Consider the following 14507-nt stretch of genomic DNA (forward strand, 5'->3'; position numbering starts at 1 on the left):
AACTTAACGTGACAACACCGTCTCGATGAAGGTATGATGATATGCATCAAATGCCCGGAGGTACCTCAATGAGCCGATTGCATACAGAAAAACACCTCGTATCCCGGATCGGATGGCTTCGTGCAGCGGTACTCGGCGCCAATGATGGTATTGTCTCAACGGCAAGCCTCATTTTGGGCGTCGCATCTGCTTCAACGGGAACGACGCAGATAGTAGTCGCTGGCATCGCGGGCCTTGTCGCAGGCGCGATGTCTATGGCGGCGGGTGAGTATGTTTCTGTCAGCTCTCAATCCGATACGGAGTTGGCAGATCTTGCCAGAGAACGCAAGGAACTCGAAACTCAGCCCGAAGCAGAGCTCAATGAATTGATGCAAGCCTATATTGATCGCGGCCTAACCCCGGAATTGGCGCGGCAGGTGGCAATACAGCTGACCTCACACAATGCTCTGGCAGCTCATGCCCGTGACGAACTGGGAATCGTCGAACACATGGAAGCACGGCCTGTGCAAGCAGCGCTGACCTCAGCGGCCACGTTCTCGATCGGGGCCGCCCTACCCTTGCTGATGGCTGTCATCGCGCCTCCCTCGATCTTGCTTTACGCGGTTGCTATCTCTTCCTTGCTGTTTCTTGCGTTTCTAGGCGCAATCGGCGCCAAGACAGGAGGAGCTAATATGCTTAAGGCAACCGTCCGCGTCACTTTTTGGGGCGCATTGGCGATGGCAATCACGGCTGGTATTGGGGCCTTGGTCGGCACATCGGTCTGACAGGGGATCTGAGTTTATAGGGAATACATATGTAAAGAAGAATTATCGAAGTCAGTGAGAGGCAGGACTCTAGAATTTGCTCATTCTATAGGTCGAGGAGACTATGAGGATGCGGTTCTCGGTTGAAGATCGATCAAAAACAATCCTGATGATTTTTGCCTTGTGCGGACTTGTGATCGGGCTCGGCTTGCACTTCTCCGGCCACTCATACGGCGCGCGGCTAACCTGGACTATCGCCACTTTGCCTGTGCTGGCAACTTTGCTGGTCGAAATTCTCCGGAGTTTATGGCGAAAGGAGTTCGGGCTGGATATCGTCGCCGCGATGTCTATGTCGGCCGCACTGGCATTTGAGGAAATGCTGGCCGCTTCGATCGTCGCCCTCATGTATACTGGGGGAGCCTTTCTTGAAAGCTTTGCCGAAGGGCGGGCACGCCGTGAGATGCATGCTTTGCTGTCCCGTGCGCCGCGAACGACAATGCGTTATATCGATGACCATCTCGAAGAGATTGCCGTGGATACGGTTCGTCTGGGTGATCGCCTCCTGATCCGTCAAGGGGATGTCATTCCCGTTGATGGGCGTATCGCCTCCGCAAAAGCCTTCATAAACACGTCTGCGCTCACGGGAGAGTCACTTCCGGTTTCGCTAGCGTCGGGAGCAGATGTGCTAAGCGGTTCGACGAATGCCGGCGATGCTTTCGATCTCGTTGCCAAGCACGAAGCGAAGGATAGCACCTACGCTGGCATCGTTCGCCTCGTGGAGGAGGCACAGCATTCCAAGGCTCCAATGTCCAGACTGGCAGACCAGTGGTCTATCGGCTTTCTGATAGTGACCGTCTTAATCGCCTTCGGTGCGTGGTTTTTCACGGGAGACCCGATTAGGTCGGTCGCCGTTCTCGTCGTGGCGACACCATGTCCTCTCATCTTGGCGGTGCCAGTCGCTCTTGTTGCGGGACTATCGCGCGCCGCTCATTTCGGCGTGCTGGTAAAGGGTGCTCGTCCATTAGAGAACATGGCTCGTATCAACACGTTAGTGCTGGACAAGACTGGAACACTGACAGATGGCCGCCCACAAATTACTTCAATCAATGCGCAGCCAGGATTGAGCGAAAATGATCTACTGCGTTTCGCCGCCTCCCTTGACCAGGTGTCCAAACATCCGATGGCGCAGGCTCTTGTACTGGCCGCTCAGCGGCGCGGTATAAATCTTGTATTGCCGACCGATGTAAGCGAACTGGCCGGAGATGGCGTGGCGGGCTGGGTCGATCGCAAAAGCGTCGTTGTCGGCGGACATAGCTTCGTTGAGAGACAGGTCAACGCAATACTGAGTGAAATTCCCCATACAGAAGCTGGAGCGGCCCTGGTTGCAGTCGCGATAGACGGTAGCATCGCGGGTTATATCATTATGGCCGATCCCTTGCGCGGCGAAGTAGTCGATACGTTGCGGGGCTTACGCAAAGATGGCGTAAAGCGAATAGTGCTGGCGACAGGTGATCGTGCTGCAGTGGCCAAACGCATCGCCAAGGGTTTGGAGCTTGATGCCATCTACTCCGAACTTTCACCCGATCAAAAGGTGCTGACCGTGCTCAGCGAGCGTAAGAACGGCCCCGTGATGATGGTCGGAGATGGGGTCAACGACGCGCCCGCACTTGCCGCGGCTGATGTCGGCGTTGCGATGGGTGCGAGGGGAGCGGCAGCCTCGGCAGAAGCGGCCGATGTCGTTCTTCTCGTAGACAGAATAGACAGACTTCGTGCCGGGATAGAAATTGCCAAGCGATCAAGGCGCATTGCTGTCGAAAGTGTTTTGGTGGGGATAGGTCTTTCTGTAATCGCCATGATCGCAGCAGCGTTCGGTTATCTAAAACCTGTTCACGGTGCATTGCTCCAGGAGCTGATTGACGTCGCTGTCATCCTAAATGCGCTTCGGGCGTTGAGAATCTCCCCCAACATCGGCTAAAGGGCGTCGTGGTTTACCAGAATGTGAACTGGTGAATAAGTCACCTACAGCTTCGCACCGAATTGTCGTTCCTGCAGCACGCAATAAGAACAGAACATTGAAGCTTAACCGCCTTGCCAGTACCGCGCCGGTCTTCGAACCAAGCACCATTAGCGCTGTTGCCCATGCATCCGCTTCGGCACAGGTACGTGTCACGATGGTGACTGACGCCGGAGGCTCCATCACGGGAGCACCGCGAAGTGGGTCCATGGTGTGCGACAGGCGGTAATCGTTGACATTAATCCAATGCCGATAATCGCCCGACGTGGCGACCGACGCATCCTGAAGAGCCAAAACCGAGTGGGCTGCGCGACGATCATAGTCAGGAGCCTCAACTGCAATCGACCAAGGACTCCCATCTGGCCGCAACCCGAGCGCCCGCATCTCCCCATCGATTCCTACGAGGCTGGACGAAATCCCGAAAGACAGTAATGTCTCCGCCAGACGATCCACGCCATATCCCTTGGCAATTCCATTGAGATCAAGCGTGATGGGAGCCGACTTTCGCACCATTCCCAGCTTGACGTCCAGTTCCAGAATGTCATGGGCTGGTCGGCGCTCGCGCTCGAGCGCTGCTCGCATCTGCTCAGGGACCGCCTCTGACGCCCCGAAACCCCAGGCGCTTACGGCATCCCCCATGCCGATATCAAACGCGCCGCCCGATGCACGGCCAATGTCGAGCGCAAGGCGCAAAACGTCCAGCAGTTGCTGCGGCACCTTTATCCAGTGTCCCACCGGCGCGGCGTTCACCTGCATTAGATTACTATCCGGCTTCCATGTTGACATCTGCATGTCCACCGCGTCCACTGCCGCCTGAAGTGCGGCCCGAACGGATTGTGGATCGAACTCCGCTGCTTGGTAAAACAACGCTGACCAACGTGTACCCATGGTAGGCCCGCTCAAAGCGTGACGTTGCATCTCAGTAGACGTCTTCGACATAACGTCCCTCCGCCCTGAGTTTGGCCAATGTCAGCCCCGTGGAACCCAGAATATCGGCAAGAACCAACGAGACTCCGTTGGCCATATCGCGTCCGCCACATACCATGATCCGCGCCCCCTCCTGAATCAGCCGAGTGACGTCATCGGCTTCTTCCCGAAGAGCATGCTGCACATAGCGCGGCATTTTCCCGCGTGAACAACAGGAGCTAATGTGCGCAACTTGCCCCTTCTGCTTCCATTCACGGAGTTCGTCGCCAAAGAAAAAATCGCTATTCGTCCGGCGCATTCCAAAGAACAAATGGATCGGGCGATGTCGCGTATTGGCACGGATAAAACCCGCCAAAGGTGCGATTCCGGTTCCCGCGCCGATCAAAATCAGGGGCATGTGTGTCCGATCGTCTGCATGGAAACCGGGATTGCGGCGCAGGAAAGCGCTGATCGTATCCCCGGGCTCCAGTTCCAGGAGCTGGCAGGAGCATAGCCCACCCGGATGTTTTCTCACGACGATCTCGACAAAGCCGTCGTTGCGTCCAGTAGCCAGCGAGTAGAATCGGGGAACTGTCGATCCCGAAGGAACGATGGCGATGAGATCGCCGGCCGCAAAGTGCCCCAGTCCGTGGCCAAGCACTTGCCGCCAGAAGGAAAGCTTTGGCAAGGCAAAGCGCAGGATTGCTGCGGGTGCCTGTACTGCCGCGCCATAATCACGGCGCGACACAAGCGTGAGCGGGACGGCGGGGGGGTGAACGACCTGATGCGTGAGTTCAAGATTTATGCCCAAAGCAGCACCGAGTGTCCGTCCCCATCGGGCAAAAGCCTGCGGCGACTGACGGTCCACCGTGTCAAAGGGTATGAGCATTCTCCATCCGACGGCATGCGCCATATCCGTCACCGCTCGCGCGAATCCACAATAGGCTGGAAAGCTACTATCGCCAAAACCGAGCACAACCAGCGGAATTGCCGAATCCGCTGCCTGAGATAACAGTCCTTCGAGAAACCCCTTGGCCGAAGCGGGTGCATCGCCGTCGCCATAAGTCGCGGTCAGGATGAGGATGCGCCGCGCCTGCCCGTAACGGGCCGGGTCGAAAGCCGACATCGGCGCGGCATGGACGGCCTGACCGGCGTCGGACAGCGCCGCATGCAGCGTAGCGGCAAAGCCCCATGTGCTACCGCCTTCACTGCCGACGAGAATGATCGTCTCCGCCTTTCCTGCGGAAACATTGCCGCGAATACGTGGCCGTCCGCGACGCCCGGCGAACCAGAGAACAACGCCCGTGCCCGCCATGACTGGCACACCAAGAGCCGCCAGGCCAAGGATCAGCGCCAGAACAGAAGCCCCCCGTCCCGTATGGAGCATATAAATGGTTTCCGACAGACGTTGCCATCCGGTCAGGCCGCTCCAGCCGAGAAGAGCGCCCGTGCCCTGATCGATATAGCCGGTGCCCCGGTCGGTCTTAAGGGTGAGAATGTCCATCGGGTTGGATGGATCGGCGAATGACAGGCTGCGCATTTCCGCAACCGGTATCTGCCGCAGCGGTTCCATCGTCGCCGGAAGCGCTCCAGTCTGGCCGCTTGCCTCAGTCTGCATGACCGGCGAAACCGCACTATCAGGCAACAGGTCGAAGGTGGAGGCCGTCATCCACAAAGCCGTGGCCGAGGAAAGCAGCAGGCCTGCGACGGCCAGTCGGGCGACCTCGACATGCAGACGCCCGGAGAGCGGGCCACGCAGGCGCGAGAACCAGTGCTGCCAACCCCCGGCCCGACGTGCGACAAGCGCCACCCCGGACAGGCTCAGCACCAGCATGGCGGCAGCGCCCGCAGCCATGACCATGCGACCGCTATCATCAAGAAAGAGCGAACGATGCAGACCCGTCAGCCAGCGTTCGACTGGATTCGGATCGGCAGAAGCGATAGCCTGACCGGTGACGGGATCGATGACCGCCGCGTTAGACGCACCATTATCGAACCAATAGGCCGTCATCCGGCCAGACGGCGCCCGCCGGATTTGCTCCACCTGCGGATAGACCGCTTGAACACGCGCCGCCAGATCGGCGATCGAACGTGTCACATCTGCCTGTGGAGACGAAATACTTTCGACAGCGGGAAAAATCGACAGGGCTGCACCGCTGATACTGAGCACAATCAGGAGCAACGCGGCAAGAAGTCCCGGCCAACGATGGATAACGCGGAACATAGCAATCACCGTTTATAGTGAATAATCGGCTGTTGCGATGTAACGGCGTCCTTTGACTGGAGCTTTCACACCGCCGGATGTCAGCGGTATAACCACCTCATCGGGACTGTCGCGCATGTCTTCCACCGCAGCGTCGACGTGCAATGTGTAGCCCGCATCAAAAAACGCATCGGCCAGATCAACCGTGATTTTAAGCGTCTTGCCCGTCCCGACGCTCGCGCCAGTGATACCATTGATTTCGCTCGTGTTGCCACCCGTTGCGCGATACCACCCAGACAGGTGTTCGTAATACTTGGATTTGCCACCAGCCATCCAAAGACTACCAGCATATTTGCCCTGAGCATCGGTGACATAATAGGCGAGATAAGCGCCGTCCCCGCCATAGCTGTTCAGCGTCGTGGTCAGAGTTACGGGTCGCGCCATGGCGATACCCGGAAGCGTAAGTGCCGTGGTCATTGCCAATACTGCGAGAAGTACTTTCATGTCAGACTACCTCTTTCAAAGAAACTGGCGCACGGACCTGAACCGGATCCGTGTTCATGCCAGCCACTCTCGCAAGAAGAGCTGAACGCCGCCTGACACTGATGTAATTTCTGCTTCAGCGCTTTGTCAGGAAAGACATAACGAAAACGGTGGACCTGCCAGCAAGTCCACCGTTTTAAGAACCGACGATGCGGGCTGTTATCAATGCAGCGACATGCGCTTGAGCGTGCCGTCGCGCAAAACGAACTGGTGCCATATCGCCATCAGCGCATGAAGACCGGCCAGATAAAGAATGATGGTGCCGGCATTCTCGTGGAAGTCGGCGATCAATCCGGGGGAGCCTTGCACTGGGGCCGTAATGGCTGGAACGGAAAGGCCGAAGAATGATATGGGAACGCCAATCCGCGAGGCGGCATACCAGCCGCTGAGCGGCAAGGCGAGCAGAAACAGATAGAGGATTGCATGACCTGCCTTGGCCGAAAGCGCAAGCATCCCTTGCATCGGAGATGCTGACGGCGCAGCGCCAGAAAGACGCAAGAGAATGCGTGGGAAAACAAGCACGAGCACGGCAAGCCCTAGAGAAAAATGCAACAAAGGCGGATTTTCCGCCATACGGCGTCCACCCACCGACGTCAACCATGCTCCGAGGATCAACGCTGCGGTGAACCAGTGAATCACAACCATGCTTTTTGAATAACGATCAGGACTGCGAGGCATGACAAGTCTTTCCTTGACTGAACGCGCTCTATTAGCGGAGCGCCGGGTGCTTATTTGGCGGGGAGTTTTCTCGAGCAAGCGGCTGGAAAGCATGCCGACGCAGCGCTTGACACCTATCCCTAGTTATCTCTTGATTTGCGACGGCGATCATCGTCGTGGTCGGATTCGCCGACCTTGTGTTTTATCTTGACTATAGCAAGCGTCGCCGGATCAACTTTGGCCCTGAAAGCCATTCCGGTTTTGTCGGAGCCGCGGATCTCATAACAGCCGTCGTCGATTTTGATCCGCGCTACGGTCCAGCCGCGAGAAGTAGCCATGGCCTGAACCGCGTCCCTGGATTGCCACTTGTCCATCGACACATGGCAGTCATCATCGGCTCGCGCCACGCCGCTTCCTGCTGAAATCAATAAAAGGGAGATTGCAGCAAGGTAATTTACCATCATATCATTGTTCCTGATCAATGCGCTTTGAAGAGAATATTGCCAGCCATTTCTGACGAACAGCTGAAGCTGGCAAGGATATGACGTCAGAGGAATGACAGGTTACAGCTTCAGTTAGAATATGTTCACATCTGACTGAATCGGGTCGACACGGGGCCGCTTCTTATTGAATAAAGGGTGCTGTTGTATGCGGGTTCTGTTGATCGAAGACGATACAATCCTGGGCAAGGCCGTTCGCGACCATATCGCCGTCAACCATTCCGTGGATTGGGTGACCCGGCTCGACGACGCAACAGAGCATGTCAACTCTGCAGTCTACGACCTAATGCTGTTGGACCTGATGCTTCCCGACGGGCTGGGTGTCAATTTTTTACGCAATCTTCGCGCCAAAGGCAGTGTCACGCCTGTCATTATCCTCACGGCACTGGACCAGATTTCCGACCGGATAGAAGGACTCGATGCCGGGGCAGACGATTACATGATCAAACCGTTCGATCTGGCGGAACTGTCGTCACGACTGAATGCCGTTGCGCGACGTTACAGCGGCAATCCCAACCCATTGATCAAAATAGGCGACCTCCAGATCGATCTGGCCGCCAAGACCGTGAGGCAGGACGGGCGTCCCGTTGAACTGACCGGTCGCGAATGGGCATTGCTAGAAAACTTCCTGCAGCGACCTGGTATTGCATTGACCAAGTCGCAACTCGAGGACCGGCTCTATGCCTTTGGCTCAGAGGTCGAGAGCAATACAATTGAGGTCCATGTCAGCCGTCTCCGCAAAAAGCTTGGACATGCGATCATCGAGACGGTTCGCGGCATCGGATACCGGCTTGGAAACGCAAAATGATGCAACCGAAGAGCCTGCAATGGAGACTTTCGCTCTGGCTCGGGCTCGGCGCGGCCCTGTTGTGGGTTGTTACAACGATTGTGACAGCACACCTTCTGCGCCAGGAACTGAATAAGGCCTTTGACAGCGCCCTCGAAGAAACGGCGCAACGCATTCTGCCGGTCGCGGCGCTCGAGATTCTGGGGCGCGATGCCGACGACACCGAGCAGAGGGTGGCGACCCTGCGCCAACACGACGAATATTTCACCTATGTGGTGCGTGACGCAGCCGGAACCGTGCAGATGCGTTCCCATAGTGCGGATGTGACCATTTTTCCGCCCTACTCAAAAATGGGTTTCAGCAGCACACCAACCCACAGGCTCTACTCTGACGCCGCAATGCAGGGTAGTCTCACAATTACTGTCGCTGAACCCCTCTCCCACCGGCGCGATACGGCTAAGCACATATTATACACGCTTGCTGTACCTCTCTCCCTGGCCGTCCTCCTCGGCTTGATCGGTGTCTGGTTCATCGTACGTCTTTCCATGGCGCCGGTTCGCAGTTTTCGCGATCAGATTGAGGCGCGTGGCAGCGGAGATCTTAATCCAGTCGCCGTAAATGGGCTTCCCTCCGAAATTGACACTGTTGCCATAGCGGTAAATCGGCTGTTGGACCGTTTGAAACTGACCCTGGAAGCCGAACGCAGTCTTGCGGCCAAATCAGCCCACGAATTGCGCACCCCGGTGGCAGCGGCGCTCGCACAGTCGCAAAGACTGATCGCCGAGGCGCCCGATGCTACCACGCGCGAACGTGCGCAGGACATGGAAACGGCGCTACGCCGCCTCTCCCGCTTGACAGAAAAGCTGATGCAGCTGGCAAGAGCTGAGGGCGGACGGCTCCTTGCCGAAAAGCCAGTAAATATTGCTGCAATCCTTCGATTAGTTGTAAGCGAGGTCAGCGGATTTACCGATGCTGTCGGTCGCATCGAAATGACTCTCCCCGATTGCCCGGTGCTTAAGAGCATCGATGCGGATGCCTTTGCCATACTGGCGCGAAACCTGATCGAAAACGCACTCAAACACGGTGCACAGGACATGCCTGTTCTCGTAAGTCTTAAAAGCGACGGGGAACTGCGTGTTGTTAATGGCGGCCCAGTCGTGCCGCCCGAAACGCTTGCTCGGCTGAGTGAGCCGTTCGAGCGCGGTCAGGCTCTTGTGCGCGGTGCAGGACTTGGTCTTGCCATTGCCAAAACAATTGCTACTGGAGCAGGCGGTCGGTTAGAGTTTTTCTCTCCGGCATCAACCAAGAAAGACGGCTTCGAAGCGAGGTTTTCTTCCATTGCATGCACGCCGAACCGGTGCACCACTGACCATTGAGAAGCGCCTCACTGCTTTGATTGCCAGTCAGAAATTCTTGGCCAATGCCGGTTGGTTCGCCGATTGGCCTTAAATATTCTGCTCCAGTATCAGCTGTCGCCAGGTTACCGTTGGTGTTAGTTTTTAGCGGGTTGTCCCAATTATTCCAGAACAGGTCGTTGCAGCACACCATTCATAGTATTTAGATACGACATCAAGGCTTTCGTCCGATCATCGTTGTAACAGTCTCAACCTTGTCGAGCCAATCGGCGGCGGTCTCATCGGTCCAGGCCACAACGGCTCGAATCCTGTCGTACTCCTCTTGAACATTGCGCCTGAAAATTGGCTCGTGATGAGCGATGCGATTGCGCAAATCGCGGATTCTCGCGAGTCGATCAAAGCCCTCGGCTCGCAGTTGCTGGATAGTTTTCAGCGGATCCGTATTCGGAAAGACTGTCTTGAACTGCTTGTTCCAGATTACGGCATCATGGCTTTTCGTGAACATGCGCTCCCAGAAGACAAACTTTAGTTCGGCTACAATCTTCCCCGACGTCGGTAGCCTGCTCAGGCCAAGTAGATCCCGGCGTGGACTATAGCCGATCACCGGGTTACGAAGACTAATTTCGAAGCCCTTTTCCCAAGGCCAATTCGGACCGTAGGTTCTCTCGATCGCCGTGACTATTGAATTGCGAACGCTGACTTCACATATCTGAAGCGGAACAAAGAACGCCGCCGACAACTCCATATTCCAGCGATAGAGTTCAAGCGCGGCCTCTTTATTACTTGCCTTCTCCGCCAGATAAGTCGCAAACCGTGGCGCTGATAGCACCGTGGGGAGACTATGGATTTCTTCGGGTGTGAAAGGCATTGCGTCATTCCTTATCGAACTGCCGACGTTGACAGCGACGGCAGTTCGGACTAAGTTGGTTGTCGAAAGGCGCGTGAGGTCGCGGGGTAACACCACCCTCATCGTCATACGATATAAAGGAAAGGCCCGCCTCTGGCGGGTTTTTCTCGTTTCTGACCCAGATCATTTTGCAGGTTCCGCCGAAGGGCCGACCCGCTCTTCCAATCTTTCAGAACCGTTTTCCGAATTTGCTGCCTGCGCCTTGTTCTGAGCGTCCAAAGCTGCCAAATATTCCCTATACGCTTCGATCTCGCCGAAAGCTCCAATTTCTATCACACGATCAATAAAGCGCGCATAAAGCCCCTCCTGGATCTTTCCCTTTTGGTACAGTGATTCGACGGTCACATTGGGGTTGATGAGCATAACGTAATGGAAATCGCCCGAAGGCCCTTTCTTACAGGCGATGAACCCTAGATCACGAAGTGCCTTCATACGCTTTCGCCAAGTATCCACCGCGCGCTCACCCGTAAACCCCGCCTCGGCGGCAAAGGTTGTCGGGTTCTCAATCGACACAAACGGAAAATCCGGAGCGCGCGCCCAAAGCCCAAAAAGTGTGTGGCCCGCCGGGCTACCTTTTGTCTGCGCGTCAATAGCCTGCATGGCGATTGGCATCGTCCTGGGAACCGTCGTAAAGCCGTCATTGGTTTTGCGATGCCAGAGAATTGTCGGTGAGGTGCCGGGGAAATGCAGCTCCAACTGCTGTTGCGGGGGGCGTTTGCGGGAGGGGGCGAAATCCTACGTTAAGCCGAGAACGCGCTTACCGTAGTCCCTTAGTTCGCCATTCGGGCCGACATAGCGATAGAGAGTGACGCGCTCGATCCCAAGTTCCTTGCAAAGATCGGAAACGGAAGTGTCGCGCTGCGCCATGGCGGCCTGTGCGAGACGGACCTGTGCTTTGGTGAGGGCAAATTTTCGGCCCCCTTTGCGACCGCGCGCTCTTGCAGCAGCGAGACCGGCCATGGTGCGCTCGCGGATCAGGTCACGCTCGAACTCGGCCAAGGTTGCGAAAATGCCGAAGACCATGCGGCCGGATGCTGTTGTGGTGTCGATCTGAGCGCCCTTTCCGGTCAGCACCCGCAAACCGATATTGCGATCAGACAGATCCTTCACCGTGTTGACCAGATGGGCAAGAGACCGCCCGAGACGGTCAAGCTTCCAGACAACCAGCACATCGCCGTCACGCAATGCTTTGAGGCAGGCGGTCAGACCAGGGCGATCCTCACGGCTGCCGGAAGCGCGATCCTCATAGATCTTGTTTTGTTCGACGCCGGCAGCGCTCAAGGCATCGCGTTGCAGGTCGAGCGACTGAGACCCATCAGCTTTGGAAATGCGTCCATAGCCGATTAACATTTCCGCCATTCCATGACCATGGTGAATGGCGTCGTGAGATACCTTTGCACCCTGTCTTGTGGACCCCTAGATGGTCTCGGTTCATCGAAGAACGTCAGTTTCAAGCCTTCATCAAGCAATGCAGACATGTAAGTGCTCAAGGGGCGATGCCAGTTTCGCACTCGCAAGCCATCCCATTCGAACCACTCTGCCCGTTCACCAAAATAGTTTCCAAGAGGATGGTACGCACGACCGTCTTCGCCTTTGATCCACCCAATTGTGCCATTGGAAGTGCAGAAACTTGTCAGGTTTGCGATCAGAATTCTTCCGCCGGGCTTGAGAATGCGAGTGGCTTCTCGAACCGCCGTGTGTATGTCGTCAATGTCGATAAGGCTCAGGTAGAATACTGCGAGGTCGAACTCTTCATCATAGAAAGGCAATTTCTCGGCAAAAGCGTTGAGATATTTACCAGCTGGATCACGGTTTCGTGCTCTTTCAATAAACGGTTCGATTGGATCAATTCCGACAGCATCGATACCGATCTCCTTTGCCATACGGCAAAACCGTCCTTCGCCGCAGCCGATATCCAACATTTTTGCCGCGCCCGACAATTCGGCTCGTTCCAGCATCGGCTTGTCGAGGATGAACTCGCGCGCGAAATCGCCGGCATCTGGCATTCTGTCGATCCACGCTTGAGAAGAGCTAAGCCAACCGTTCTCATCCGGGTCACGTTGGTTCATTGCCTGTTATTCCCTGTTACACAAACGGTGGTTTGAGGCGGTGCGTTTGCCACAAATGATTTGATCGCTGGAAATGTATCTCAACCAGCTTCATAAACAGAGCGTCTTGAACATCCTCGAATTTTGATAAAGGAACATGGATGCCGCGTCGCGTCACTCTCACTGATCGGCAAAGGGACGCGCTGCTGCGTCTGCCAATCTCGCTGGTGGATTTACTCAAGCATTATACGTTGAGTGATGAAGACCTCGGCCACATCAAGCTTCGCCGCCGTCCACACAACAGGTTCGGCTTCGCCCTGCAATTATGCGTCCTGCGCTATCCCGGTCGGGTGCTGGCACCCGGCGAACTGATTCCAGCAGAGGTCGTCGAATTTATCGGCGCACAACTCGGCTTGCATGCCGAGGATCTGGTTGACTATGCCGCCCGTGAGGAGACGCGACATGAGCATCTGGCGGAGTTGCGGGCGCTCTACGGATTCCGCACATTCTCTGGACGTGGTGCGCGCGAATTGAAGGACTGGCTGTGCCGGGAAGCCGAGATAGCGGTGTCGAACGAGGATATTGCCCGTCGCTTTGTGGCTGAATGCCGTCGCACCCGCACGGTTCTTCCCGCGACATCCACGATCGAGCGCCTCTGCGCCACGGCTCTGGTCGATGCCGAGCGGCAAATCGAGGCGCGGATTGCCGATCGGTTGTCCATGCCTATCCGGGAACAGTTACTGGCATTGCTAGAGGAGACGGCTGACGATCGGGTGACCCGTTTCGTATGGCTGCGTCAGTTCGAGCTCGGCTCGAACTCGTCGTCGGCCAACCGGCTGCTCGACCGGCTCGAGTATCTGCAACGTGTCGATCTTCCCGAGGATATGCTTGCTGGTGTTCCTGCTCATCGGGTGACGCGTTTGCGCAGGCAGGGCGAACGGTATTACGCCGACGGCATGCGTGATCTCCCGGAAGACAGGCGGCTTGCGATTCTGGCGGTGTGCGCGTCTGAATGGCAGGCGATGCTTGCTGATGCCGTGGTCGAAACCCACGACCGGATCGTCGGCCGTCTCTACCGGGCGTCGGAGCGCATTTGCCAAGCGAAGGTCGCTGACGAGGCGAACGCGGTGCGCGACACCCTGAAATCCTTCGCTGCAATTGGAGGGGCCCTGGTCGATGCACGAGATGACGGCCAGTCGCTGAACGACGTTATCGCGAGCGGATCAGGGTGGGATGGATTTAAAACTCTTGTCGCGATGGCTGCCAGGCTAACCGCCACCATGACTGCCGATCCGCTCAATCATGTGCTCGACGGCTATCACCGTTTCCGCCGGTACGCTCCTCGCATGTTGCGCTTGCTCGATTTGCGGGCTGCGCCAGTCGCGCTGCCGCTTCTAGAAGCGGTGACGGCCCTGCGTACTAGTTTGAACGATCCCGCGCTGACCTGCTTCCTGCGACCGAGCTCCAAATGGCATCGCCATCTTCGTGCCCAGACGGCTGGTGATAGTCGCCTCTGGGAGATCGCGGTGCTGTTCCATTTGCGCGATGCGTTCCGCTCCGGGGACGTTTGGCTTGCCAAGTCCCGGCGCTATGGCGATCTGAAACACGCACTTGTTCCGGCGCAAGCCGTGGCGGAAAGCGGCCGTCTCGCCGTACCATTGCGGCCGGAGGAATGGCTGGCAGACCGGCACGCTCGCCTCGACATGCGGTTGCGCGAGCTTGGCCGTGCGGCACGCTCGGGCACGATTCCCGGCGGGTCGCTCGAAAACGGCGTTCTGCATATTGAGAAGCTCGAAGCCGCCGCGCCGACAGGCGCCGAAGATCTAGGCTGTGCACTCATAAAT

The 14507-nt window shown here is 56.8% G+C and carries 14 protein-coding genes; 5 read left to right on the forward strand and 9 right to left on the reverse strand.

All coding sequences use genetic code 11. The features are described 5' to 3' along the window. Positions 1–68: 68 nt before the first annotated feature. Both CEV32_RS00280 and CEV32_RS00285 read left to right on the forward strand, forming a co-directional pair. Complete coding sequence (locus CEV32_RS00280; RefSeq protein WP_094573449.1) at positions 69–764, forward strand: VIT1/CCC1 transporter family protein; 696 nt, start codon at positions 69–71, stop codon at positions 762–764. Between the two features lie 109 nt (positions 765–873). Beyond that, positions 874–2718, forward strand: a complete 1845-nt coding sequence (locus CEV32_RS00285; protein WP_094573450.1) for a heavy metal translocating P-type ATPase — start codon at positions 874–876, stop codon at positions 2716–2718. Here the strand turns inward: CEV32_RS00285 and CEV32_RS00290 are convergent. From CEV32_RS00290 to CEV32_RS00310, 5 genes are all read right to left on the reverse strand, one after another. Next, the gene (locus tag CEV32_RS00290; protein ID WP_094573451.1) at positions 2674–3696 is read right to left on the reverse strand and encodes an FAD:protein FMN transferase; all 1023 of its coding nucleotides are present in this window, start codon (positions 3694–3696) and stop codon (positions 2674–2676) included. The two genes, CEV32_RS00285 and CEV32_RS00290, sit on opposite strands and share 45 nt — an antisense overlap. Further along, a complete protein-coding gene (locus tag CEV32_RS00295) occupies positions 3677–5887 on the reverse strand; it encodes a PepSY domain-containing protein (RefSeq protein WP_094573452.1) in 2211 nt (736 codons plus the stop codon). Before CEV32_RS00295 ends, CEV32_RS00290 begins: the two co-directional genes overlap by 20 nt. A 12-nt stretch (positions 5888–5899) precedes the next feature. Next, complete coding sequence (locus CEV32_RS00300) at positions 5900–6370, reverse strand: DUF2271 domain-containing protein (RefSeq protein WP_094573453.1); 471 nt, start codon at positions 6368–6370, stop codon at positions 5900–5902. 201 nt (positions 6371–6571) lie between these two features. Further along, complete coding sequence (locus CEV32_RS00305) at positions 6572–7087, reverse strand: cytochrome b (protein ID WP_094573454.1); 516 nt, start codon at positions 7085–7087, stop codon at positions 6572–6574. A 119-nt stretch (positions 7088–7206) separates the two neighbouring features. Further along, positions 7207–7530, reverse strand: coding sequence for a PepSY domain-containing protein (locus CEV32_RS00310; RefSeq protein ID WP_374883691.1), 324 nt, complete (start codon positions 7528–7530; stop codon positions 7207–7209). Between the two features lie 184 nt (positions 7531–7714). Here CEV32_RS00310 and CEV32_RS00315 point away from each other — a divergent pair, with 184 nt between their 5' ends. Both CEV32_RS00315 and CEV32_RS00320 read left to right on the forward strand, forming a co-directional pair. Next, positions 7715–8374, forward strand: a complete 660-nt coding sequence (locus tag CEV32_RS00315) for a response regulator (protein ID WP_094573455.1) — start codon at positions 7715–7717, stop codon at positions 8372–8374. Further along, on the forward strand, positions 8371–9729 hold the full coding sequence (locus tag CEV32_RS00320) for a sensor histidine kinase (RefSeq protein ID WP_094573456.1): 1359 nt from the start codon (positions 8371–8373) through the stop codon (positions 9727–9729). The genes CEV32_RS00315 and CEV32_RS00320 overlap by 4 nt, the downstream gene beginning before the upstream one ends. A 193-nt stretch (positions 9730–9922) precedes the next feature. Here CEV32_RS00320 and CEV32_RS00325 read toward each other — a convergent pair whose 3' ends face one another. The 4 genes from CEV32_RS00325 to CEV32_RS00340 all read right to left on the reverse strand — a co-directional run bounded on the left by CEV32_RS00325 (position 9923) and on the right by CEV32_RS00340 (position 12684). Next, positions 9923–10576, reverse strand: a complete 654-nt coding sequence (locus CEV32_RS00325; RefSeq protein ID WP_094573457.1) for a hypothetical protein — start codon at positions 10574–10576, stop codon at positions 9923–9925. Between the two features lie 162 nt (positions 10577–10738). Continuing rightward, positions 10739–11311 carry a hypothetical protein gene (locus CEV32_RS00330; protein WP_208620767.1) on the reverse strand — a complete coding sequence of 191 codons (573 nt, stop codon included), beginning with the start codon at positions 11309–11311 and terminating at the stop codon, positions 10739–10741. Between the two features lie 39 nt (positions 11312–11350). Then, positions 11351–11965, reverse strand: coding sequence for a recombinase family protein (locus tag CEV32_RS00335; RefSeq protein WP_024899851.1), 615 nt, complete (start codon positions 11963–11965; stop codon positions 11351–11353). Further along, on the reverse strand, positions 11959–12684 hold the full coding sequence (locus tag CEV32_RS00340; protein WP_024899850.1) for a class I SAM-dependent methyltransferase: 726 nt from the start codon (positions 12682–12684) through the stop codon (positions 11959–11961). Before CEV32_RS00340 ends, CEV32_RS00335 begins: the two co-directional genes overlap by 7 nt. Before the next feature lie 140 nt (positions 12685–12824). Between CEV32_RS00340 and CEV32_RS00345 the strand changes: the two genes are divergently transcribed. Further along, the coding region (locus tag CEV32_RS00345; RefSeq protein WP_143128768.1) for a DUF4158 domain-containing protein at positions 12825–14507 on the forward strand (1683 nt) is incomplete at its 3' end.

The organism is Brucella rhizosphaerae (assembly GCF_002252475.1).
In the GTDB taxonomy this organism is placed as follows: domain Bacteria; phylum Pseudomonadota; class Alphaproteobacteria; order Rhizobiales; family Rhizobiaceae; genus Brucella; species Brucella rhizosphaerae.